Source organism: Corynebacterium sp. LaCa117 (assembly GCF_046717765.1).
In the GTDB taxonomy this organism is placed as follows: Bacteria; Actinomycetota; Actinomycetes; order Mycobacteriales; family Mycobacteriaceae; genus Corynebacterium; species Corynebacterium kefirresidentii.
This window is the reverse complement of sequence record NZ_CP177102.1, coordinates 1153109-1175805: the sequence shown is the minus strand read 5'-3', so window position 1 is coordinate 1175805 and position 22697 is coordinate 1153109. Positions and strand designations below refer to the sequence as shown.

Here is a 22697-nt window from a genome sequence, read left to right as displayed (position 1 = left end):
TTCCGCCCCTACTCCTTTGCACAGGCAAGCGGAAAGCCACGAACCAGCTACCCCCGCCGCATTCACCCAAGCAGTGGAGTCAATGCACGCGGCCGACCTGCGCCCCGAGATAACCCTGGGCTCCATTCGCCCACCGCAGCGCCTTGCGCCGTTTAGCCACGCTATCGGCCTCGAGGTGGGAGGCGAAGAAAACCCAGACATCGTGCCTACTGATGCGGAAGGCGATGCATTTGGCCGCCTTATTTTGCTCCACGATCCGGGTGCTGAGGAAGCCTGGGAGGGCGCTATGCGCCTTGTGGCGTATATTCAGGCCGATATGGATGATGCCGTAGCAGGAGATCCGCTCTTGCCCGATGTGGCTTGGCAGTGGCTCAATGAAGGCCTAGAAGAGGAAGGCGCCGACCACACCAACTTGGGTGGCACCGTCACCTCTACCGCGTCCGTTCGATTTGGGGAGATTGGTGGCCCACCGCGCGCCTATCAACTCGAAATGCGTGCTTCGTGGACCGCTGAAGGCCTCGATCTGGCGCCTCACGTGCAGGCTTTTGCAAAGGTATTGGCTAACGTTGCCGGCCTCCCTCCTGAGGGCGTTACCAAGCTCGGCCACTAGAATGCCAGAATTGCGCAGCCGGCCGATAGAGGGCATCCCGGCGGTCCTTGCTACCCGGGATGAATTCACCGCTGCCGCAGCACGCCTAGCCGCAGGTACGGGCCCGTTTGCCATCGATACTGAACGCGCCTCTGGTTATCGCTACGATGACCGCGCCTTCGTAGTACAAATTCGCCGCCACGGCGCAGGCACCATGCTTTTTGCCCCTGAAGGCCATCGCGCGGAGCTCACCGCTGCCCTCGCCCCAGTACTCAACGGGGCAGAATGGATAATTCATGCCGCGCATTCGGATTTGCCCTGCCTAGGGTGGCTTGGGCTATTCCCCGGCTCCATCTTTGATACCGAGCTAGCGGCGCGGCTCGCTGGTTTCGACCGCCCGAATCTGGGCACAATGGTTGCAGAGCTTTTTGATATCGAATTAGAAAAAGGCTACGGCGACGCTGACTGGTCAACCCCGCAGCTCAGCGAGGAGCTCAAGGCCTATGCCGCACTAGATGTGGAGCTGCTCCTCGAGCTGGCCGATTCACTACGCGATATCTTGGCCGAACAAGACAAAATGGATTGGGCGCTAGAGGAATTTTCCTCCATTGTCCGCGAGCATGCCGGTGATACTCACCCGCAGCCACCTACTTGGCGCGACCTAAAGGGAGTCTCCAACCTGCGCAACGGCAGCCAGCTTGCCGCCGCTCGTGCGCTATGGCTCAAACGGGACGCAATAGCTCGGCGCACCGATACTGCACCCGGCCGGGTTTTAGCGAATAAGACGCTGGTAGAAATTGCGCGCGCTCTCCCAACCTCTGGCAGCGACTTGGCCCGCATCAAGGGTTTTCCCCGCCGGCGCAAGGGGGCCACCGCCCGCTGGATGGCGGTGCTAAACCAGGCGCGCGCCATTCCCCCGCACCAGCGGCCTCGCGTGCACCGTACCCCGCATCCGGTCCCTTCCAAGACCATCTGGACCAAGGACTACCCTGATCTCTGGGAGATATATCAAACTATTCGCGCCGACATCGCGGAACTAGGCGATGATCTTGGAATGTCCTCCGAGCTTATTATCCGCCCCGCCACCGTGCGCGCCGCAGTATGGGCGAAGGTAGGGGTACGTGCTGATAAACGCCACCGCGGACCTGATTCTGTTGCCGGTTCCATCCGCCAGCGAGACGACGTCGCTGCGTTTCTCCGCGCGGAAGGCGCGCGCGAATGGCAAATAGAATTGACCGCCCCGCTTATCGTGGACGGTCTTTTCTAGAAGATATTTATCAGGACAGGCCTAGCCTTCATTTCCCAGCTCATTGGCATCAGCAGTGAGGTTTTCTACCCACTCGCTAATCGAGGCCGCCATAAGTTCAGGGGTGAGCCCGAATTCCTCTAGGACCTCGCCGCGCGAGCCGTGCTTAGGGAAGTATCCCGGAACGCCAAGTCGGCGCACAGGGGTATTTACCTCGGCTGCGCTGAGGGCTTCCGAAATCATGGAGCCAATACCGCCGCGGATAAGGCCGTCTTCTGCCGTAATCACCAGATCGTGGTCAGCGGCGAGTGCCACAATAGAACTTGGAACCGGCGCAACCCAACGCGGGTCAACGACGGTTACGTTAACGCCCTGCTCTCCGAGCAGCTTCGCTGCCTCAATGCTGCGCGCGGACATGGCACCGATAGAGACGATAAGCACCTCTGGGGTGTCCTCGCCAGCGTCGGCTTCGCCGTAGTGGAGGATGTCGACGCCATCCCCCAAGGTTTCTACCGCATCCATATCCGGCAGCAGGTTGCCTTTAGGGAAACGAACTACGGAGGGGCCGGATTCGATTTCTAGCGACTCCCGGAAGAGCTCCCGCAGGCGCGCGCCATCGCGCGGGGCGGCAATGTGTATGCCCGGTACGATGCTCATCAGCGCCATATCCCACACACCATTGTGCGATGCGCCATCGGAACCGGTAACCCCGGACCGGTCGAGCACGATGGTTACTGGCAGCTTCAGCAGCGCAATATCCATAATGACCTGGTCCACGGCTCGATTTAAAAAGGTGGAATATACCGCCACGACCGGGTGCATACCCCCGAGCGCAAGACCAGAGGCGGAGGTCATCGCGTGCTGCTCTGCGATTCCCACGTCAAAGAAGCGTTCAGGAAAGCGCTCTTGGAACGGCGTGAGCCCAGTCGGCCCTGCCATGGCAGCGGTAATGGCCACAATGTCTTCGCGTTTTTCAGCAGCGGCTACAAGCTCTTCTGAAAAAGCTGCGGTCCAGCCAGGCTGCTTGGTTCCCTTTGCCACACCGGTGACCGGATCAATAGCACCGGTTGAGTGCATCTGATCCTTTGGCTCATTGACGGCTGGGGCAAACCCATGGCCCTTTTCAGTAACCACATGCACAATGATGGGGCCGTCATAATCGCGGGCATAGGTCAGGGCATGCACCAAGCTATCGATATCGTGCCCGTTAATGGGGCCGATGTACTTCATGCCCAGTTCCGGGAACATCTCAGTTGGCAAGACCGTAGACTTGACGCCTTCTTTCATGGCATGCAGGGCATCGAAGGCCCGCTCGCCTACCCAACCCATTTGTTTCAGGCGGCGCTTGCCCTGCTCCATAAGTTCGTCATAGCCGTGCTGAGAGCGGATACGACCAAGATTTTCCGAGAGGCCGCCGATGGTGGGCGAATAGCTGCGGCCATTGTCATTGACCACAATCACCGCATTGCGGTCCTTGTCCTCGGAGATATTGTTGAGTGCTTCCCAGCACATACCGCCGGTCAGGGCGCCATCACCAACGACGCCGATAACGTTGCGGTGACCATCGCCGCGGATTTTAAAGGCCTTTGACAAGCCATCCACCGTAGACAGCGAGGCCGAAGCGTGCGAGGACTCGGTCCAGTCATGCTCGGACTCGCCGCGGTCCGTGTACCCCGAAAGACCATCTTTTTGCCGCAAGGTATCGAATTGATCGGTGCGACCGGTAAGCATTTTATGCACATAAGACTGGTGCGAGGTATCAAAAATAATGGGCTCGCGCGGGGAATCAAATACGCGGTGCAACGCTATGGTCAGTTCCACCACGCCCAAGTTGGGACCCAAATGTCCGCCTGTGACGGAAACCTTATCAATGAGACGCTGCCGAATCTCTGCCGCAAGCTCCTCAAGCTTGTCTGCGGACAGTGCCTTGAGATCCTGCGGCGAGTTAATGGTATCCAAGATAGTCATGGAGCGGCCTTCAACTCCTTCTGTGCTTAGTTCTTCTTTTCTACCGTACCCGCGGCGGGCGGTGAATATTATATTCCGGCTAGGGCGCGGCACCGTACCCGGCCGCGCCTGGGCACCTATGCGGCGCATTAGGCAGGGGTAATGAGCGCAATCGTTTCGAAGTGATGCGTTCCGGGAAAAGCGTTAATGAGCGCCATTTTTTCAATCCCGTACCCGTGCTCGTCCCAGTAATGCAGATCGCGAGCAAAGGTGGCTGGGTCACATCCCACGTGCACGACCGCTTGGGGTGCAGCGGCCGCCACGGAACGAATCACGTCTTTGCCTGCGCCGGTGCGTGGGGGATCGAGGACTACAGCGCCTGGTTTAGGTAACTGCGCAGCAACCTGCTCCACCTTCGCGGATTTTAGTTCCACATCGCAGTCCGCCAGGCAGGGCTGCTCCGCTGCCGTTGCCGCTGGCGAATAATCCACGGAAATGACCTTGCCCTGCACGGCTGCGGCCAGTGCTGGAACGAAAAGCCCAACGCCGCCATAAAGATCCCAGGCGGCGCGTTCCTGGTACTCACGTTGACCGAGCCACTCAGTTACCAGTTGGGTATACGCCGCCGGCGCCTGACTATGGGCTTGCCAAAAGGCAGTGGCGGGGAAGCTAAACGTCCTACTACCCACATGTTCTTGCACTTGGCCGCTGCCTTCCACCACCTCACGGATGGTCTCTACGCGGTGTCCGCGCGGGGCTTTGCGGGTTTCTACTACATGGCGGTCTCCTGTGCCATCGACAACAGCAATGACCTCTGCACCTGGGGTAAAACGACGTGCACCTTCTCCGATGAGGCCGTCTGCCAATCCCGGAGCCAGCTGCGTACAGGCGGCTGCCGTAACGAGCTCATTGGACCGACGCTCACGGGTTCCAGCACGCCCTTGCTTGTCGACGCCCCACCGAACCCGAGTGCGCCAGCCCCTCACCGGCTCTAGGGTGTGTTGTTCAATTTCTAGGCCCTCCCGGGTTTTAACGCCAGTGCGGCGCAGCTGCTCCGCTAAGATTTCTGCCTTAATCCCAGTTTCGGCCGCAGGATCTAGCTCTGCAAAATCGCAGCAGCCTGCCCCTTGTTCCGCAGCTGGGCACGACGATGGCACGCGCAGCGCACCCGGGGTCACTACACTGTCCAGGTCCGCCTTAATGAACGACTTCTTGACTCGGCCGGCCTTAGCCTTAACGACGTCTCCTGGAAATGCGCGTGGAACAAATACCACTCGCCCATCAGGCGCCTGGCCGATTCCTTCCCCGCCGTGTGCCATGCGGTCAATTCTCACCTCAAGAATATCGCCCCGGCTAATCGTAGGTTCAGTCATTTTCTACCTCGGCCTCTTGTAGTGGTTCTGGTTGTGCCTGCGTACGCTCACCCGCGCCTGTAGCTTCCTCCACAGCTGTGTCCGCGCGCCGCACCATCCACACGGTAAGCGCCGTTACCAGAAGGGTCAGGGGCCATCCCATTAGGATTCTGGTCACTCCCAATGCTGTAGTTGCATCGGCATCATAGATGGCGCGCTGGACAATAAAACGGGCGAGAAAGATTACCGCCCACCCACCGGTGGCTATGGCATAGGCCCGGCGCGCTGGGGTAATCTTCTGCCACTGCATTTCCTCGCCGTTAATCCCCTTCCAGATAACGCCCACCGCGGGCCACCGGAATAGGATCGAGAGTACGGCGGCAATGCATAGCGCCAACGACATCCAGATACCGTACAAGAAATACCCTTTGGCATCACCGGTAAACCAGGCGATTGCCGCACACAGAGCGACGCCCAAAAGCCCCGATATGGCTGGCTGAAGGGTCTCTTTGCGAAGCACCCTCCAGATAGCGATAGCAACGGCTACACCAAGCGCCGCTGCGAGGGCTGGGCCCAGCCCAAAAAAGTTATTGACTGGAATCAGCACAATGACCGGCAAGGTAGCGGAAACGAGCCCGGATAGCCCACCCATTTGTTCCAATAGGGTGGGTTCGGCTTGAGACTCATTAGCGTCAAGGTTCTTTGCGTCCTGGGAGGACTGCGGCGAGGAAGAGTGTGTCACGTGGTTTACTGCTTTGCCTAGTCTTTGGAAGTAGGTGCAGAACCCTCATCGGGGTCCTGCGGGGACGATCCATTCTCCCCCTCCTGTGGGGTGCCGCCCAAATCGCGCAAGTGCTGTTCCGCCTCTGCTTCTGCTGCAGGGTCTGGACCGCCTACGCCGTTTTCTGGGTGGTTCTGGGCATTAGCGGCTGCCTGCTGCTCCTGCTGGCGCTGGTCCATGGCCTGCTTGACTTGCTCTACGAGCTGCTCGGGCATGATGACTGGCAAAGCGTTTCCGGCCAAGATGGGGTCTTCTCCGCGGTAGACAAAGGTGCGCGCGGCTATCTCGCGGGTCATTTCTGCCAGGTCAGCTTCCATTCCTGCCGGTGCGGCCAGCGTCATGCGCAGCATCCACCGTGGGCCATCTGCACCGATGACGCGAACCTGGCCATTATCGTTTTTACCCACGACCTCAGCACCCCACGGGCCTGGCTCGGTAGTAACGGTGAGACCATCGCGGCTCATGCCTTCCCTGATCTCCTCTACGGATTCTGCCCACTGGCCTGGCTTGCGTGGGGCGGCAAAGGCTACGGGGGTAATTCGGCCCACCTTGGTTACGATGTGCAGCATCCGCGGGCCTTGCTCGCCCATTTCTACTTGTACCTGGGATTCCTTTGGCAGTGGGATGCGCAGAGAGCCCAAATCTAAAATGCCGATGGAAAAGTCGCTGAAATCGAAAGTTTCGATATCTACGGAGTCACCATCAAAGGGGCCGGTCTGACCGTTGATAGCGTCATGGGCAAATTCGCGTTGTTCATTGCCAGAAGCTGCCGCAGCATCGGCTGCGGTATCTTCTACCGGAGCATATGATTCCTGGGCACCTTTATCCACGGACTCGGGGCCCGCCGGCTTTTCACCCTTTGCTGCAGGCTGTGCCTGCTCCTTCTTCGCATCCTCGTTCTTCTTGCCAAAGGGCCAGATTCCCATGGTTGCTACATCCTTTCTAGAAGTTTCGTTAAGTCTCTATTGCTTTAGCTACACGCCGGTAGAGCCATAGCCACCGGCTCCCCGGTCGGTGTCATCCAATTCTTCGACCTCAGCAAATCCCACTAGCTCAACGCGCTGGACCACGAGCTGAGCGATACGCATTCCGCGTTCGATTTCGATAGGGGTATGCCGGTCGTGGTTGATAAGGCAGACTTTGATTTCCCCGCGGTAGTCAGCATCCACTGTCCCCGGAGTATTAACTACCGAAAGCCCTTGTTTAGCAGCCAACCCGGACCGTGGATGAATCAAACCGACTGTTCCTAGTGGCAGCGCAATTGCAATCCCGGTGCCTACAAGGGCGCGCTCGCCGGGTTGCAACGTAAGTGCTTCTGCTGCGTAGAGGTCCGCACCAGCGTCGCCGCGATGGGCGCGTTTCGGCAGCGGAAGCTCCTTGTCTAGACGCTTGACTTTAATATCGCCGAAAGGGCTTTCTGGCTGAGAATATGGAAACGAGTCAGTCACCTGGCCAATCCTACCTGCCTTAGCAGGTTCATTCTGCGGTGCGTGTGGACTAGACTAGCTAGACGTGTCTGATACATCTGCTTCTTCCGCAACTCCGGCACCGTCGAGCTCCGCTTCTGCGCAGGGCACGATGGCCCCTCAGGTGCTCTACCGCGAACGCCAATGGGTGCCTTGGTACTTTTGGCTTTTTGCCGCCGGCATCGTGGCACTTACTTCTGCTACCGCCGGGCTAAACCGCTCCATGTGGTGGACCATAATTCCTGCAATACTCCTTGGCTCCATCGCCGTGTGGGTACTTATTACGTGGTCCAATACGGTCATCGTGGTAGAGCGTGACCCAGACGGAACGCGTTGGCTCTCAGTCAAAGACGCCCAACTACCCAACGACGTGGTCTCGCGGTCTATCACGGTTCCTAAATCTGCACGGCGTAATGCGCTAGGCCCGCAATTCGATCCCGCGGCGTTCTTGGTCTCCCACGCTTGGGTGGATGAGCACGCCATGATGGTACTCAATGATCCTGAGGACGATACCCCTTATTGGCTCATCGCTTCGAAGGACCCAGAAGCTTTACTCCATGCCTTCCTGCCGGAACAGCACTAAATTTTAAAGACTTTGTAGGCATCCTCGAACCGGCAGATTCGAGGCGGCCACAACACCAAACCCCGCACTCGGCTTTAAGCAAGTTGCCGTGTGCGGGGTTTCTTTACTGCTGCGATTTTTCCTTTAAGCACAGTCCTTACAGATAGGCTGACCATCCTCATCGTGGGAATAGCGCTTATTGGACTGCACTAGGAAACAAGAGCCGCAAGTAAACTCGTCTTCTTGGCGGGGAACTACCTCAACATTGAGCTCCTCACCGGTAAGGTCAACTGTTGGCGGCTGGAACGATTCGACGATTTCTCCGTCATCGTCCATGCCGTTGTTGTCGCTTTCAGCGGCTTTGAGCCCCTCTAGGGAGTCAGTTTCGAGTTCATCTTCCGCGCGCCGGCGCGGTGCGTCATAATCGGTGGCCATAATGCACGCCCCTAATGGTCAAATTGCTTTAAGGAATGGGTAATTATCGATCGCGCATAGTAAAGCACAAATGGCTAGATGTCATCTCACCGACCGTCAGCGTGGAAAACTATTACCCCCGCAACGCGCCTGTGGCGTTGTGTGCTGCCAAAAGTTCCTCAAAGGCGGGGGCCAAATCTGCCCCCGCGGCCCAGGTAAGTTCGCCCTGAGCGGACCCCTTCTCAAAGCCTGGATGGTGCACCACCGCGCCTGCTTCGCGGGCAATAATTGCCCCGGCGGCAAAATCCCAAGCATTGATGCCGTGCTCAAAGTAGGCATCAACCGTGCCCTCAGCTACGCGGCATAAATCCAGCGCGGCAGCACCGATGCGGCGAATATCTCGTACCTGGGGCAAGAGCTTGGTGAGCAGCTCGGCTTGCGCTGCTCTCCGTTGGGCATCGTATCCGAAGCCAGTGGCTACCAATGCCAACGCGGGATTTTTGGTGTGGGCGCACTGCAATGGGTGTACCTTCCCGTCCGGGCCGGTGACCGTGGCGCCCTGACCGGCCGCGGCTGCATAAGTGCGCCCGCGGGCCACGTTGACCACCGCGCCAGCTACTAGGCGCCCCTGATATTCCGCACCGATAGAAACTGCAAAATCCGGCACCCCATAGAGGAAATTTACGGTGCCATCAATCGGATCCACTATCCAGGTAACACCGCTGGTGGATTCCACATTGGCGCCTTCTTCCCCAAAGATTCCATCCCCTGGGCGTTGGGTACGAATGGTGGTGGCAATGAATTCCTCTGTGGCGGTGTCGACCTCAGTTACCGGATCCACATCACTGGACTTGGTGCTGGTATGTGCCGCGATGCCGTCACCGGCGACAAGCTCTGCGCGCCGGGCGGCAACTAGTTCGGCCGCTCGCGTGGCGGTAAAGACGGCAAAATCCCGCAACTGGAGAAAATCGATGTGCTCAGTCATGCCAACTATTGTGCCTTCTTCTACACTGTCGGGCATGACTTCTCTTTCTGGACATTCTTTTGGCGTCGATGTCGGCGGTTCGGGCATTAAGGGCGCAGAGGTGGACCTTGCCACCGGCGAATTCGTGGGCGAGCGTATGAAAATCGCCACGCCGCAGCCATCGACTCCGCACGATGTTGCCAAGGTGGTAGCCCAAATCATCCAGGAAAAGCAGTGGGAAGACCCAGTAGGCATTACCCTGCCTTCCGTTGTCCGCAACCAAGAGGTAGAAACGGCAGCGAATATTTCCAAGGAGTGGATTGGCATTAATGCGACAGAGCTATTCGCTGATTACTTGGATGCGGATTTTGCTGTGCTTAACGACGCCGACGCGGCGGGACTAGCCGAGGTTGCCTACGGAGAGGACATCGCCAAGCAGGGTTCCGTAATCTTTTTGACTTTGGGCACCGGCATCGGTTCGGCCTTCTTCTTGAATGGTCAGCTCTTCCCCAATACCGAGCTAGGGCACATGCTGGTGGGTGATGATGAAGCCGAAAAGATTGCATCGTCGGCCGTCAAGGACCGCGAAGGGCTCAAGTACAAGCACTGGGCTAAGCGGTTAAATAAGGTCCTTGCGGAGTATGAAAAGCTTTTTAACCCGCAGGCTTTCCTCATTGGGGGTGGTATCTCGCGCAAGTTTGAAAAGTGGGGCCCGCACCTTGACATTGCCACCCCCGTCATGCCTGCACAATTGCGCAATCGTGCAGGGATTGTTGGTGCCGCAATGGCGGCGGTAGAGGGCTTGAAACCATAAAATTTATGCACTGCTGGTGACCCTATCCACCGGCAGAGGAGAAAGATCCTCTATACTGGGCGGTCGATCCTAAGTTAAATAGCTCTAAGGCGTGTCTGGCCTGCATAAGGCCACAACGCGTTAACATCACAGTGATGGACGAGCGCCCAGCTAGGGCGCACTGAGCTGTTTTAATCAAGAAGTAAGTCGAAAGGGCGTACGTGGCAGCCACTGAATCTTCAGACCAGGCACTCGGCGAGGGCGAAAACGCCGCCGGGGCATCTACTCCTGCAAAGAAGACCGCCAAGAAGACGGCAAAGAAAACCGCGAAGAAGACGGCTAAAAAGACGGCCAAGAAGACCGCTAAGAAAACAGCCAAAAAGACTGCGAAAAAGACCGCTAAGAAGTCGGCCAAGAAGACCACTAAAAAGTCTGCTAAGAAGGCCACGAAGAAGACGGTCCGCAAGTCCGCGGCGAAGAAGCAGGAATCCCCCGCTGAGTCCGAAAAGCAAGCACAGCCGGAGGTAGAAGAAGAGCTCGACGAGGACGAGCACGACGAAGACGTCGACTTCGATCCCACCAATGCGGACATCGAGGAAGACGACGACTTCGCAGGCGGTGAAGACCTCGAGGACGATGACCTCGAAGAGGACTTGGACGAAGACGATGAGGACGATGACGAAGAAGAGGACTCCTCCTCCGTCTGGGACGAGGAAGAATCCGCTGCACTACGCCAGGCACGCAAGGATGCGCAGCTGACTGCCTCTGCTGACTCCGTTCGTGCCTACCTCAAGCAGATTGGTAAGGTGGCCCTGCTCAACGCCGAGCAAGAGGTTTCCTTGGCCAAGCGTATCGAGGCTGGTCTTTACGCACAGCACCGCATGGATGAGATGGAAAAGGCCCGCGCCGAAGGCGATAAGGCCGCTAAGCTCTCCCCCATGGAAAAGCGCGACCTGCGCAGCATCGCTCGCGATGGCCGCAAGGCCAAAAACCACCTGTTGGAGGCGAACCTGCGTCTGGTGGTTTCCTTGGCAAAGCGCTACACCGGCCGCGGCATGGCTTTCTTGGACCTCATCCAAGAAGGCAACTTGGGACTTATCCGCGCTGTGGAGAAGTTCGACTACACCAAGGGCTATAAGTTCTCTACTTACGCCACGTGGTGGATCCGCCAGGCTATTACCCGCGCCATGGCTGATCAGGCCCGTACCATCCGCATCCCGGTCCACATGGTGGAAGTCATCAACAAGCTGGGCCGTATCCAGCGCGAGTTGCTGCAGGACTTGGGCCGCGAGCCTACCCCGCAGGAGCTGGCAAAGGAGATGGATATCACTGAGGAAAAGGTGCTCGAAATCCAGCAGTACGCCCGCGAGCCCATTTCTTTGGATCAGACCATTGGCGACGAAGGCGACTCCCAGTTGGGTGACTTCATCGAGGACTCCGAAGCCGTTATTGCGGTCGACGCTGTCTCCTTCACTTTGCTGCAGGATCAGCTCCAAGACGTGCTGACCACCCTCTCCGAGCGCGAAGCCGGCGTGGTGCGCCTGCGCTTCGGCTTGACCGATGGCATGCCGCGCACTTTAGACGAAATCGGCCAAGTCTACGGCGTTACCCGCGAGCGTATTCGCCAGATCGAATCCAAGACCATGTCGAAGCTGCGCCACCCCTCTCGCTCCCAGGTATTGCGCGATTATCTCGACTAATCGTTCTACGTGGACGAGAACAAAGCCCGCACCTTTCTGGTGCGGGCTTTTGCGTAGCTGCCCTCAGGCGATTGTGGCCAAACTACCACTTGCGCAGGTATTCGATGCGCTCGCGTAGCTGCTCAGCGTTGCACAGCGCGGTGGGCGGTCCACCGCAGGCCTTGCGGACCTCGGTGTGAATCGCACCGTGCGGGCGGCCAGAGCGCTGGGCAGCGATAGAAACCACCGTGTTGAGCTCCTTGCGCAGCTGGCCTAGCTCATCGACGACTCCGGTATCGCTTGACTCAGCTTCCACAGCCTTCTTCCGCGAGGCAGGGGCATAGTCCATGCCATAGAGCTTGCGACGGTGAGCCTCCTCGGCCTCAGCCGCGCGCCGCGCCTTTTCCTCCGCCTCGCGGCGGTCCATTTCCTCAGATTGCTTCTTGCGCAGCAGATCCTTGACTTGGTCCGCATCGAGCAACCCAGGAATACCAAGGAAATCGGCTTCTTCATCCGTGGTCATGTCCCCAGTGTTGAACTGAGAACCGTTATAAAGCAGGCCCGAGAACTCTGCCTCGGCACCAAGCGACTCATAAGACTTCTCCAGCATGTCCGGTTCGGTCTTCTTCTGATTCGCTTGCTCTAGCAGCTCATCGTCCCAGCCCTCCTTGTCCGGCTTTTCCTCACCCAAAACGTGATCGCGGGACTTTTCCATATTTTCGGCCAAGCCCAGCAAAACAGGCACCGAGGGAAGGAAAACGGACGCCGTCTCACCCGGCATGCGCGAGCGCACGAAACGGCCAATGGCCTGGGCGAAAAATAGTGGGGTCGATGCGGATGTCGCATACACGCCCACTGCTAGGCGCGGGACGTCCACTCCCTCGGACACCATGCGCACAGCCACCATCCACTCATCGGTGGACTCAGAAAACTCCTGAATGCGATCAGAGGAGCCGGGATCATCAGACAAAATCACCGACACCGGAGTATTGGACAGCTGTTTGAGGATCTTGGCGTACGCGCGTGCGGTCGTCGTATCCGATGCCAACACGAGGCCACCGGCATCCGGCATATTGCGCCGCATTTGCATGAGCCGGGTATGCGCTGCCTGCAGCACTGCAGGGATCCATTCGCCCTTGGGGTCCAACGCGGTGCGCCACGCACGGGCGGTTTGCTCCGCATTCATAATGTCACCCAAGCGCGCGGCATGTTCCTCGCCAGCCGAATCCCGCCAGCGGGCCTCGCCGGAGTAAGAGAGGAAGACAACGGGGCGCACGACGCCGTCGGCAAGCGCATCGCCATAGCCATAGGTATGGTCCGAGCGAGAGACCTTGTGTCCCTCCCCATCGTCTACATACTGAACAAAGGGGATGGGCGAGTCATCGGAACGAAACGGCGTACCCGTCAGCGCCAAGCGATGGTTAACGTCATCGTAGGCCTCCTTGACACCATCACCCCAGCTCTTGGCATCACCGGCGTGGTGAATCTCATCCAGGATCACCAAAGTGCGCCGGGCTGAGGCCACCGCGCGGTGCTTGAAGGGGTGCATTCCTACTTGCGCATAGGTCACCACAATGCCATCCATCGAGGGATTGACAGCAGAGGAATTGCTAAACGCAGGATCCAACGCCAAACCTACTCGCGCGGCAGCGCTGGACCACTGGGTCTTGAGGTGTTCGGTAGGCACCACCACGATAACGCGCTCGACCGTGCGGTCTTCCATGAGCTCGGTTGCGATGCGCAGCGCGAAAGTAGTTTTGCCGGCGCCCGGAGTCGCCACCGCCATAAAATCCTGCGGCTTAGTGGCGAGGAATTTATCAAGGGCGGATTGCTGCCAGGCGCGAAGGTTAGTCTTTTTAAAAGTCCTCACTTGCGGCGCAGACCCTTATACACACGCTCACAATCGGGGCATACCGGAGAACCCGGCTTTGCCTGCTTGGTCACCGGGAAGGTCTCGCCGCATAGGGCAACGACATACTTCCCGTTGACCGCGGAATCGAGGATGTGATCCTTTTTGACGTAATGGAAGAACTTCGGCGTGTCATTATCCGTCGTCGAAGTATCTTCACGAATATCTGGCCGTTCAATTGTCTTCGTAGTCGTAGTCACGCCCTCTATTTTGCCGCATCGGCATCGAACTTTGCGAGTCATGCGTCTACCCTTGGAGAACATGGACACCTCATGCACGCCAGCCACTGCGCCTCTTTCCCCATATCGAGGGATGACTACCGCGCGCGAGGGGAGCCGAGTTTAGGTTGTTTGGCAAAAAAGAGCGCTACCTCATCACAGATGCCAAGCTCACGCCTGGCCAGGACCGCAAGCGCCGCGAAATTCGGTACGGAATCTTTCAGTTCTTGCGCGTGCCTTCCTTGCTCATCGCCGGCCTTTTCCTCTATATGCATTGGTGGCTGCTAGCCGCAGTCGTTGTGGGCGTGACTTTTCCCCTCCCGTGGATCGCGGTGGTAATTGGGAACGGCCGAGGAGAAAAGAAGGATAAGCGCGAAAAGAATGTGTACAAGCCAGCCATAAATCGGCAGCTTTATGGCCAGACACACGCACCACAGGTCTCCAGCGGCACGGCGCGGCCGATTGAGGCTAAACACGACATCATCGACCACGAAGAAGAGTAAAGGAATCCTGCCCACATGACGACTACTTTTGGACCCGATTTCGATGCTGCGGCACTGGCCACGTTGGCCCCTGAACTTGCGGACGTCTTTACCGCCGCAGGCTTTACCACCGATGGCGTGGCCGGGTACCTAGGGCCGGAGGTTACTGAAGCCCTATTCCGCGGCGAGCCGGCACCTGTTTCGCTAGCCGCGCACAGCGAATCTCAGATGGACTTGTTGATCCGCTTTTTCCTCCTGCACGAGCACCTGCCTGCCACGCTTTTGGGTGAGGCCGTAGGAGCGCGCCTGGCTACCCAGTTACTGGATGCCAACGTTGCGCTTGCCGACGCCCACGGCATGGCCTACATTGCCCTCGACATCCGCCCCCACACCATCGTGGGCGCTAACCGGCTCATCTTCTCCGACGTCGATGCCTCCCTCGTGGATCACGTACCCGGCCCTGACCATGTGCTGGGAGTAGGCGCGGCGAGTCTCTCTTTGCTGCAGTCCACGCCAGTAAGCCCAGTCGGCAGCGTTCTCGATCTGGGCACCGGCTCGGGTGTCCAATTGCTGGGGCAAATCGAATGCGCAGAAAAAATCACCGCGACCGATGTGCATGAACGTGCCTTGGATTTGGCTGCGGCCACCATCGCGGCCGCTGGTGAGGGCGACAAAGTGGAATTGCTCCCTGGGTCATGGTTTGAGCCCGTAGCTGGTCGCCGCTTTGACCGTCTAGTGGCTAACCCGCCTTTTGTTGTAGGCCTTCCCGAAGTGGGCCACGTCTACCGCGATTCCGGATTAAACCTCGACGGAGCCAGTGAATTGGTTGTCTCTCAAGCCACCGATCACCTGACGCCCGGCGGAACCGCTCACCTTCTGGCTGCGTGGGTACACACCAGTGGCGAAACATGGCAGCAACGCGTTGCTTCCTGGTTGCCGGATAAGGGGATCGCCGCCTGGATCATTCAGCGCGACGTTGCCGATCCCGCACTTTATGTGTCGACCTGGCTCGAAGATGAATCCCTCGATATTCGCTCGCCTGAGGGGCAAGAGCGCTCTCGCGCCTGGCTCGAACATTTCCAGGAACACGAAGTAAACGGCATTGGTTTTGGTTTCGTAGCTATTCAACGCATCGGTGACGATGAGCCTGCAGATATCTTGGCCGAAGAGATGCCGCAGGCCTTCAGCGATCCGCTTGGCCCCGAAGTGGAAGAATACTTTGCCCGTGTGGCGTGGCTGCGCGATCTTGTGCCGGGAGAACTGCAGGGAAAGCACTTCCAAGTAAGGCCCGGCTTGGCACGCGAAGATATCAGCACCCCAGATGAAGATTTGGGACAGGGATTCACCCGCGCCGCCTTGCGCTTAACCCGCACAGACGGCCCGCGTTGGAGCCACGAGGTAGATGAGCACATTGCCGCGATTGTCGCTGGTCTCAACCCACAGGGGCTGAACCTAGAAGAGACAATTGGGCTGTATGCGGCGGCGCACGGATTCGATGAGGAAGAACTCACCGCCGCTGCCCTGCCTGCAGTCATCGATATGGTCCGCCACGGTCTGCTTATCCCAGCAGATCTCCTCTTGGACACCGGTTCAACGGACCTTAGCTGATACCGCATTTTCAACCCACTGGATAGATAAGGAGAAGTAAGCGGTGCGCGCAGTTTTGACTCAAGTTTCAGAGGCCACAGTAACCGTCGATGGAGAGACCGTCGGGGCCATTGATTGTCCCGATACCGGCGGTCTTCTCGCGCTCGTCGGTGTCTCGCGCGAGGATATGGATGATTGGCAGCCTCGGGCAGAGAAAATGGCGCGCAAAATTGCAGAACTGCGCATTCTTGACGGCGAGGTCTCGGTGATCGATGCCGCAGCTCCGGTACTAATAGTGAGCCAATTTACCTTGTATGGTCGCACTGCCAAGGGGCGACGCCCTTCATGGGCGGATGCCGCGCCAGGTCCGGAAGCTGAGCCGGTTATTTCAACGATTATCAACCACCTCATGGAACGCGGCGTGTCAGTAGAAACAGGCCAATTCGGGGCTAAAATGCGCGTCTCCTCTGTAAATGAAGGCCCTTTCACCGTTTTAGTTGAGACGTAATTTGCGCGCCCTTCTCCCACCCCAACGATCCTAAAAACGTATTAAGCAGGACTTTTATCAGAGCATTTGTGACTGGTGCCACTCTCGGTGAAATTATATGGAACAAGCCATAAAGAACGGCAGATTGCAAATTTTTCGAGAGTGATAAATGCCCTACTTGTAGTGCAATAATTTATTATCATCCTGCAAGTCTCTGTTCTATACTGAAGGCACAGCGAAGCAAAAGGGCTGGACAAGCAGGATGAGAGAACTTTTCTCAAGGTCCTACTAACGCAAAGTCGAATGAGAATCTTTTTCTCAGTCACGGTTGCAGAAGCCCAAACGCTTCGGCCGACCAACTAGATGTAGGAAAGAAAATGTCCCACTCACTCAAGCGGCGCAATTCAGCCCAGCACCCAGAAAACAGGGCAGAAATGCCCGAAACCCCCAAGGCAGCCGCACCGGCTCCTGGCATTGACACCCCCTTCGATGGCCAGAAGGGCGCACCGAAGTGGAATAAGGAAGACACCGTATGGATGCTCTCCCTGTTCGGCACCGCCATCGGCGCAGGCGTCCTCTTCCTCCCCATCAACGCCGGTATCGGCGGTATCATCCCGCTGCTCATCATGACGGTCGTAGCACTGCCTATGACCTACTGGGCTCACCGCGGAATGACCCGCTTGGTACTGTCCAGCTCCAAGCCAGACGGTGACCTCACGGACGTCGTCGAAGAGCACTTTGGCAAGAAGGCCGGTGTTCTCATGAACATCCTGTACTTCCTGTCGGTCTACCCCATCCTGCTGGTTTACTCAGTCACCATCACCAACACGGTCAACTCCTTCCTGGAGCACCAGCTCGGCGTTACCCCGCCGCACCGCTGGCTAACCTCTCTCTTGCTTGTTGGTGGACTCATCTTGATTGTCCGCATGGGCAAGGACGTCGTAGTTCACGTCATGTCCTACCTGGTATACCCGTTCATCGGCATCCTGGTTCTCCTTTCCCTTTACCTCATCCCGAAGTGGAACACCGCACTCTTCGATTCCTTTGACCTAAACGTTGCTCGCGAAGCTTCTGGTCACGGCATGGGCGTTACCCTGATGCTCTTGGTTCCGGTTATGGTCTTCTCCTTCAACCACTCCCCGATGATTTCTTCCTTCGCCGTTGACCGCCGCCAGACCTACGGCAAGTTCGCAGAAGCCAAGTCCCGCAAGACCCTGCTCCGCGCTGAGATCCTCATGGTCGTCGTGGTTATGTTCTTCGTCTTCTCTTGCGCCTTGAGCCTCTCCCCGGCTGATATGGCAGAGGCAAAGGAACAAAACATCACCATCTTGTCCTACCTGGCCAACCACTTCGATACCCCACTTATCCAGTGGATTGCGCCCATCATCGCCATGATTGCAGTAGCTAAGTCCTTCCTTGGCCACTACCTCGGCGCAGCCGAAGGCTTCGAAGGCCTCATCGTCAAGGGCAGCAAGAACGCAAGCAAGGATGACGCACAGTCTGCTCACAAGCTCGACACCATCACCCTCATCTTCATGCTGGTTACCGCTTGGCTCGTCGCTTGGGCTGACCCGTCCATCCTGGGCATGATTGAAACCCTGTGTGGTCCAACGATTGCCATCATGCTCTTCATCATCCCGATGGTCGCTATCCACAAGGTTCCTGCTCTCCAGCGCTACAAGGGCAAGGCTTCCAACTACTTCGTCTTCTTCATGGGCCTCGTCGCCCTAGCAACCATCATCTACTCCATCGTCCACGCCTTCTAAGCACCGCCGTAGACGAGAAATTCGCAGAGGATTCAAGGAAAGAACAATGTTCATCAGCATCTTCGATATGTTCAAGATTGGTATCGGCCCCTCAAGCTCACACACCCTAGGGCCAATGAAGGCCGGCAAGGCTTTCGTAGACGAGCTCAAGGAAAAGCACCTCTTTGACAAGGTCACTCGAGTGCAGGCAAATGTCTACGGTTCCCTCTCCCTCACGGGTATCGGCCACTCCACCGACAAGGCCATCCTCCTCGGCTTGGCCGGTGAAGAGCCAGAGACCGTTGATATCGACGGCATCTCCGAATTCATGAAGAACGTCCGCAGCAGCGAGAAGCTCATGCTGGGCGGCACCCACGAGGTAGAATTCCCCAAGGACGGCGGCTTCTTCTTCCACGACGAATACCTCCCGATGCACGAAAATGGTATGTGTCTTATCGCCTTCGCCGGCGAAGAAAACATCCTGCACAAGACCTACTACTCGGTCGGCGGCGGTTTCATCGTCAAGCAGGAAGACTTTGCAAAGCGGCAGGACGTCAAGGTTGATATCCCCTTCCCATATGCCAGCGCTGCAGAAATGCTCGAACTGTGCGAAAAGAACGATATGACCCTCCCCGAGCTGGGCTTGGCCAACGAATTGGCACTGCGCTCTGAAGATGAGGTCAATGAGCACCTGCGCAAGGTTCGCGATGTCATGTACACCGGCATCAAGCGTGGTTCCTCCACCGATGGTCCGCTGCCTGGTTCCCTGCTCGTTCCGCGTCGCGCGGCTGCCCTTAAGCGTCGTCTTGAGCAGTCCGAACCGCATGATGGTTTGAACATCCTCAGCTGGGTAAACATGTTTGCACTGGCTATCTCCGAAGAGAATGCAGCCTGCGGCCGCGTTGTTACCGCTCCTACGAACGGCGCCTGTGGTGTCGTCCCCGCAGTCCTAGCTTACTACGACAAGTTTGTCGAGCCAGTTACCACGGAGATGTTCGCTGACTACATCTTCGCCTGCAACCAGATTGCTTCCCTGTACAAGATGAACGCTTCCATCTCTGGCGCTGAGGTCGGCTGCCAGGGTGAAGTTGGTGTGGCGTGCTCCATGGCTGCCGGCGGACTCGCCCAGCTCATGGGCGCTACCCCAGAGCAGGTATGCATCGCAGCTGAGATTGGCATGGAACACAAGCTTGGCTTGACCTGTGACCCAGTCCTCGGACAGGTTCAGGTACCCTGCATTGAGCGTAACGCCGTTGCTGCGGTCGACTCCATCACCAGTGCTCGCATGGCGCTAGAGCGTGAGAGCAAGCCGTGTGTTTCTTTGGACGAAGTCATCTGGACCATGTACAAGACTGGTAAGGATATGAATGCCAAGTACAGGGAGACCTCACAAGGTGGTCTGGCCCTAGCAGTTCACCCACCAGTCCCGGTGTGTGGATAAAGACCACCCTGTAATGAAGCGATGAGCCGGGTGAGCACAGCGCTAAGCCGCTAGTGTTCACCCGGCTTTCTTCGGACTATTCCCTTTCTTCCACCGAGTCGCTTCCGTGTGGTACCTTCGCTATAACCTGACAGGAATTAAAGGACATGCTTCAGCTAATGAATTTTCCTAGCGGCAGTGCCTCCGAAGAAAACTTCCTCGAGCAGTATATTCCCCTCGTCGAATTCCTCGGTAAGGCAATGGGCCCCAACACCGAAATCGTGCTCCACGATCTCGACGTTCCCGATAAATCCATCATGGCCATCGCCAATGGGCACATCTCCGGCCGGCAACTTGGCGGCCCGGTGACCGACTTCGCTCTATGGTTTATGAAACAGGGCGATGCCGCAGCAATCCCCATGATGACCGGCTACCGCGCCGTCAATGCGGAAGGCAAGATTTGCCGCTCCTCTAGCTACTTCATCCGAGACGACTCCGGGCATATGCGCGGCATGCTGTGCATCAATGTTGATGTATCCGAATTGGTACACATTCGCGATGCGGCCGCAGCACTCATCGGCAAGGCCGATGATCCCGCATTCGATAAGTCAAAAGCTTTCGGCGGCTACCCAGGTGAAACTGAGTTACCCAACCGCCCCGTTGCAGTACCAGACCCAGTTCCAGATAAGGAACCGGTAGAGGAAGAAGCGGATAAGGAAGGAGTCAGCGAGTCTTTGCGTTCCAACGTGGAACACCTTCTGGACTCGATGTTGGATTCCGCCATTTCTAACCAAAACACCCCTGCCCCTCGCATGCAGCGCGAGGAGCGCCTCGAGGTGGTCTCAGATTTGGAGGATGCGGGATTCTTCCTTCTTAAGGGAGGAATTGCCGCAGCAGCAGAGCGGCTAGGTGTTTCCGAACCCACCATCTACCGCTATCTCGTACAGGTACGCGGATAGTACTTCTACGTACTTGCCCCATCGCAGAGCGCGGCGTTCTCCGTGGCACATCTCCCCCGAAAAGGTGGAGTCGTACCACGGGGAACGCCGCGTTTTATCAATTCTTTCCACATTGGGAACTAAATCTCTAAAGACTCCGTTGTACTTTGTGAAACCGGCGACAAATTCAGGAGGCTTCACTATGACGAAGACATCTGCCACCACCGCCAAGGGCACTTCAGCTGCCACTACTAATGAAGAACAGGAAGTAGATCGCGGATCTCGCCGCAACCAAACCAACGACAACCCCTCTGCCGACCTCGTTCGTGTTTATCTCAACGGCATTGGCAAGACCGCACTGCTCAGCGCGGAAGATGAGGTAGAACTCGCTCAGGCCATCGAAGTTGGACTGTACGCGGAGTACAAGCTCAATAACGCTGAAAAGCTCACCCGTGCAGAAAAGCGTGATCTTAAAATCCTCGCCCGCGAAGGCAAAAAGGCACGCTCACACCTGCTTGAAGCCAACCTGCGCCTCGTGGTCTCGCTGGCAAAGCGCTACACCGGCCGCGGTATGCCATTGCTGGATCTAATCCAAGAGGGAAACCTCGGCCTCATCCGCGCGATGGAAAAGTTCGATTACGCCAAGGGCTTTAAATTCTCCACCTATGCTACGTGGTGGATCCGCCAGGCAATTACCCGCGGCATGGCTGACCAGTCTCGCACCATTCGCCTCCCAGTCCACTTGGTAGAACAGGTCAACAAGCTGTCCCGCATTAAGCGCGAGATGTATCAATCCCTGGGCCGTGAAGCTACCAATGAAGAGCTTTCGGAGGAATCAGGCATCGATGAAAACAAGATTGAGATGCTGCTGCGCCAGTCGCGCGACCCAGTCTCTCTCGATATGCCGGTAGGTACCGATGAAGAAGCTCCTTTGGGTGACTTCATTGAAGACGCCGAAGCTACCGATGCAGAAACCGCGGTCGTAGCCTCCATGCGCCATTCCGATATTCGCGGAGTGATTGACACCTTGGAAAAGCGCGAGCAGGACGTAATTCGTCTGCGCTACGGCCTCGATGATGGTGTTCCGCGCACCTTGGATCAGATTGGTCGCCGCTTCGGTCTTTCGCGCGAACGTGTACGCCAAATTGAGCGCGAAGTTATGGCAAAGCTGCGCGATGGCAACCGCGCCGATCGCCTGCGCGAGTACGCTCTTTAATCTGGGCTGGCAGCGCTCCGCGCCCAGTCCCCCTCCCCGAGTCCATGCGGCACAATACTGCCACGGGCTCGGGGTTTGGCGTTAGAAAGGCAGCTGCTTAGTTCGACGCGGCGAGCAAGGGCTTAGGTAGGCTAATCTGGACTGCAGAGTCTAGAAAGCGCTTTCCCGTCCTTGGTCGGGAGATTAGCCGCGAAACTGTATTCACACAGAAAGGTATGCCCACGTGAGGGACCTAGTTGATACAACGGAGATGTATCTACGCACCATCTACGAGCTAGAGGAAGAAGGTATTACTCCCCTTCGCGCCCGCATCGCGGAGCGTTTGGAGCAGTCTGGGCCTACGGTTTCTCAAACTGTAGCTCGCATGGAACGCGACGGACTTTTGCACGTGCGTACCGACCGCAGTTTGGATCTCACGGACAAGGGCCGCGACCTGGCTACCGCAGTCATGCGCAAGCACCGTTTGGCAGAGCGTTTGCTTACCGACGTCCTCGGGCTCGACATCGCAAAAGTTCACGACGAGGCCTGCCGTTGGGAGCATGTGATGAGCGAAGAAGTAGAAAAGCGCATGGTCGCGGTTCTCGATGATCCAACCCGGTCACCATTTGGCAACCCTATCCCGGCGCTGTCTGCACTGGGCTTCGATGCTCCGCAGCCGGACCAGGGCACCCGCGCAGTCGATCTCCCCAATGGTGAGGAGGTTTCCGCCACCGTCATCCAGGTCAATGAGATTTTGCAGGTTGATGATGGCACCTTCCAGGAACTCACCGCTGCCGGAATCCGCGTGGGAGCAAAGGTATCGGTAGTCAATAACAGCGGCACGATTACGTTGTCGACACCGGATGGCGGCAGCGTCGTGCTTTCCGACGACTTGGCGCACGCAGTGCGCGTGGAGGTATAAC

The 22697-nt window shown here is 57.5% G+C and carries 22 protein-coding genes; 13 read left to right on the top strand and 9 right to left on the bottom strand.

Going from position 1 to position 22697, the window contains the following annotated elements:
* The first annotated feature begins 16 nt into the window (after positions 1-16).
* Both ACLI1L_RS05835 and ACLI1L_RS05830 read left to right on the top strand, forming a co-directional pair.
* On the top strand, positions 17-610 hold the full coding sequence (locus ACLI1L_RS05835; protein ID WP_394286495.1) for a DUF3000 domain-containing protein: 594 nt from the start codon (positions 17-19) through the stop codon (positions 608-610).
* Between the two features lies 1 nt (position 611).
* Positions 612-1856 (top strand): HRDC domain-containing protein, encoded by a 1245-nt coding sequence (locus ACLI1L_RS05830; protein ID WP_411708287.1) that lies wholly within the window; start codon positions 612-614, stop codon positions 1854-1856.
* Positions 1857-1877: 21 nt separating this feature from the next.
* Here the strand turns inward: ACLI1L_RS05830 and dxs are convergent, their stop codons facing one another.
* From dxs to dut, 5 genes are all read right to left on the bottom strand, one after another.
* A complete protein-coding gene (gene dxs / locus ACLI1L_RS05825; protein ID WP_411708286.1) occupies positions 1878-3803 on the bottom strand; it encodes a 1-deoxy-D-xylulose-5-phosphate synthase in 1926 nt (641 codons plus the stop codon).
* Positions 3804-3931: 128 nt separating this feature from the next.
* The gene (locus ACLI1L_RS05820; protein ID WP_411708285.1) at positions 3932-5155 is read right to left on the bottom strand and encodes a class I SAM-dependent RNA methyltransferase; all 1224 of its coding nucleotides are present in this window, start codon (positions 5153-5155) and stop codon (positions 3932-3934) included.
* Positions 5148-5876 carry a DUF3159 domain-containing protein gene (locus tag ACLI1L_RS05815; protein ID WP_086587554.1) on the bottom strand — a complete coding sequence of 243 codons (729 nt, stop codon included), beginning with the start codon at positions 5874-5876 and terminating at the stop codon, positions 5148-5150. Before ACLI1L_RS05815 ends, ACLI1L_RS05820 begins: the two co-directional genes overlap by 8 nt.
* A 17-nt stretch (positions 5877-5893) precedes the next feature.
* Positions 5894-6841 (bottom strand): DUF3710 domain-containing protein, encoded by a 948-nt coding sequence (locus ACLI1L_RS05810; protein ID WP_411708284.1) that lies wholly within the window; start codon positions 6839-6841, stop codon positions 5894-5896.
* A gap of 48 nt (positions 6842-6889) precedes the next feature.
* Positions 6890-7363: a dUTP diphosphatase gene (gene dut / locus ACLI1L_RS05805; protein ID WP_086587552.1), complete on the bottom strand. Its 474-nt coding sequence runs from the start codon at positions 7361-7363 to the stop codon at positions 6890-6892.
* A 64-nt stretch (positions 7364-7427) separates the two neighbouring features.
* Here dut and ACLI1L_RS05800 point away from each other — a divergent pair, with 64 nt between their 5' ends.
* On the top strand, positions 7428-7964 hold the full coding sequence (locus ACLI1L_RS05800) for a DUF3093 domain-containing protein (protein WP_411708283.1): 537 nt from the start codon (positions 7428-7430) through the stop codon (positions 7962-7964).
* A 123-nt stretch (positions 7965-8087) separates the two neighbouring features.
* Here the strand turns inward: ACLI1L_RS05800 and ACLI1L_RS05795 are convergent, their stop codons facing one another.
* Together ACLI1L_RS05795 and ACLI1L_RS05790 are read right to left on the bottom strand one after the other, a co-directional pair.
* A complete protein-coding gene (locus ACLI1L_RS05795) occupies positions 8088-8378 on the bottom strand; it encodes a DUF4193 domain-containing protein (RefSeq protein WP_023021404.1) in 291 nt (96 codons plus the stop codon).
* Between the two features lie 112 nt (positions 8379-8490).
* Positions 8491-9378 (bottom strand): inositol monophosphatase family protein, encoded by an 888-nt coding sequence (locus ACLI1L_RS05790; RefSeq protein ID WP_411708282.1) that lies wholly within the window; start codon positions 9376-9378, stop codon positions 8491-8493.
* On the opposite strand from ACLI1L_RS05790, the gene ppgK reads away from it, so the two are divergent.
* Together ppgK and ACLI1L_RS05780 are read left to right on the top strand one after the other, a co-directional pair.
* On the top strand, positions 9377-10135 hold the full coding sequence (ppgK, locus tag ACLI1L_RS05785; protein ID WP_411708281.1) for a polyphosphate--glucose phosphotransferase: 759 nt from the start codon (positions 9377-9379) through the stop codon (positions 10133-10135). The two genes, ACLI1L_RS05790 and ppgK, sit on opposite strands and share 2 nt — an antisense overlap.
* 200 nt (positions 10136-10335) lie before the next feature.
* On the top strand, positions 10336-11814 hold the full coding sequence (locus tag ACLI1L_RS05780; protein WP_316328364.1) for an RNA polymerase sigma factor: 1479 nt from the start codon (positions 10336-10338) through the stop codon (positions 11812-11814).
* A gap of 82 nt (positions 11815-11896) precedes the next feature.
* Here ACLI1L_RS05780 and ACLI1L_RS05775 read toward each other — a convergent pair whose 3' ends face one another.
* Both ACLI1L_RS05775 and ACLI1L_RS05770 read right to left on the bottom strand, forming a co-directional pair.
* Positions 11897-13663 (bottom strand): DEAD/DEAH box helicase, encoded by a 1767-nt coding sequence (locus ACLI1L_RS05775; RefSeq protein WP_086587549.1) that lies wholly within the window; start codon positions 13661-13663, stop codon positions 11897-11899.
* The gene (locus tag ACLI1L_RS05770) at positions 13660-13944 is read right to left on the bottom strand and encodes a DUF3039 domain-containing protein (protein WP_049361236.1); all 285 of its coding nucleotides are present in this window, start codon (positions 13942-13944) and stop codon (positions 13660-13662) included. Before ACLI1L_RS05770 ends, ACLI1L_RS05775 begins: the two co-directional genes overlap by 4 nt.
* 104 nt (positions 13945-14048) lie before the next feature.
* Between ACLI1L_RS05770 and ACLI1L_RS05765 the strand changes: the two genes are divergently transcribed.
* The 8 genes from ACLI1L_RS05765 to ACLI1L_RS05730 all read left to right on the top strand — a co-directional run bounded on the left by ACLI1L_RS05765 (position 14049) and on the right by ACLI1L_RS05730 (position 22696).
* Complete coding sequence (locus tag ACLI1L_RS05765; RefSeq protein WP_394286395.1) at positions 14049-14423, top strand: DUF3099 domain-containing protein; 375 nt, start codon at positions 14049-14051, stop codon at positions 14421-14423.
* Between the two features lie 15 nt (positions 14424-14438).
* A complete protein-coding gene (locus ACLI1L_RS05760; RefSeq protein WP_411708280.1) occupies positions 14439-16010 on the top strand; it encodes a methyltransferase in 1572 nt (523 codons plus the stop codon).
* A gap of 43 nt (positions 16011-16053) precedes the next feature.
* Positions 16054-16497: a D-aminoacyl-tRNA deacylase gene (gene dtd, locus ACLI1L_RS05755; RefSeq protein ID WP_411708279.1), complete on the top strand. Its 444-nt coding sequence runs from the start codon at positions 16054-16056 to the stop codon at positions 16495-16497.
* A 356-nt stretch (positions 16498-16853) separates the two neighbouring features.
* Positions 16854-18242, top strand: coding sequence for an HAAAP family serine/threonine permease (locus tag ACLI1L_RS05750; RefSeq protein WP_411708278.1), 1389 nt, complete (start codon positions 16854-16856; stop codon positions 18240-18242).
* Positions 18243-18288: 46 nt separating this feature from the next.
* Positions 18289-19662 carry an L-serine ammonia-lyase gene (locus tag ACLI1L_RS05745; protein ID WP_411708277.1) on the top strand — a complete coding sequence of 458 codons (1374 nt, stop codon included), beginning with the start codon at positions 18289-18291 and terminating at the stop codon, positions 19660-19662.
* A gap of 146 nt (positions 19663-19808) precedes the next feature.
* Complete coding sequence (locus tag ACLI1L_RS05740; RefSeq protein WP_023021393.1) at positions 19809-20600, top strand: transcriptional regulator; 792 nt, start codon at positions 19809-19811, stop codon at positions 20598-20600.
* A gap of 181 nt (positions 20601-20781) precedes the next feature.
* Complete coding sequence (locus ACLI1L_RS05735; RefSeq protein ID WP_049361229.1) at positions 20782-21795, top strand: sigma-70 family RNA polymerase sigma factor; 1014 nt, start codon at positions 20782-20784, stop codon at positions 21793-21795.
* Between the two features lie 223 nt (positions 21796-22018).
* Positions 22019-22696: a metal-dependent transcriptional regulator gene (locus ACLI1L_RS05730; RefSeq protein WP_023021391.1), complete on the top strand. Its 678-nt coding sequence runs from the start codon at positions 22019-22021 to the stop codon at positions 22694-22696.
* The last annotated feature ends 1 nt before the right edge of the window (position 22697 follow it).

Bases quoted from the DNA above. Each gene is read 5' to 3' on its own strand.
- ACLI1L_RS05750 (WP_411708278.1), top strand. From the start codon at position 16,854: ATGTCCCACTCACTCAAGCGGCGCAATTCAGCCCAGCACCCAGAAAAC.
- dxs (WP_411708286.1), bottom strand. From the start codon at position 3,803: ATGACTATCTTGGATACCATTAACTCGCCGCAGGATCTCAAGGCACTG.
- ACLI1L_RS05760 (WP_411708280.1), top strand. From the start codon at position 14,439: ATGACGACTACTTTTGGACCCGATTTCGATGCTGCGGCACTGGCCACG.
- ppgK (WP_411708281.1), top strand. From the start codon at position 9,377: ATGACTTCTCTTTCTGGACATTCTTTTGGCGTCGATGTCGGCGGTTCG.
- ACLI1L_RS05830 (WP_411708287.1), top strand. From the start codon at position 612: ATGCCAGAATTGCGCAGCCGGCCGATAGAGGGCATCCCGGCGGTCCTT.
- ACLI1L_RS05740 (WP_023021393.1), top strand. From the start codon at position 19,809: ATGCTTCAGCTAATGAATTTTCCTAGCGGCAGTGCCTCCGAAGAAAAC.
- ACLI1L_RS05810 (WP_411708284.1), bottom strand. From the start codon at position 6,841: ATGGGAATCTGGCCCTTTGGCAAGAAGAACGAGGATGCGAAGAAGGAG.
- ACLI1L_RS05735 (WP_049361229.1), top strand. From the start codon at position 20,782: ATGACGAAGACATCTGCCACCACCGCCAAGGGCACTTCAGCTGCCACT.
- ACLI1L_RS05770 (WP_049361236.1), bottom strand. From the start codon at position 13,944: ATGACTCGCAAAGTTCGATGCCGATGCGGCAAAATAGAGGGCGTGACT.
- ACLI1L_RS05820 (WP_411708285.1), bottom strand. From the start codon at position 5,155: ATGACTGAACCTACGATTAGCCGGGGCGATATTCTTGAGGTGAGAATT.
- ACLI1L_RS05790 (WP_411708282.1), bottom strand. From the start codon at position 9,378: ATGCCCGACAGTGTAGAAGAAGGCACAATAGTTGGCATGACTGAGCAC.
- ACLI1L_RS05745 (WP_411708277.1), top strand. From the start codon at position 18,289: ATGTTCATCAGCATCTTCGATATGTTCAAGATTGGTATCGGCCCCTCA.
- ACLI1L_RS05795 (WP_023021404.1), bottom strand. From the start codon at position 8,378: ATGGCCACCGATTATGACGCACCGCGCCGGCGCGCGGAAGATGAACTC.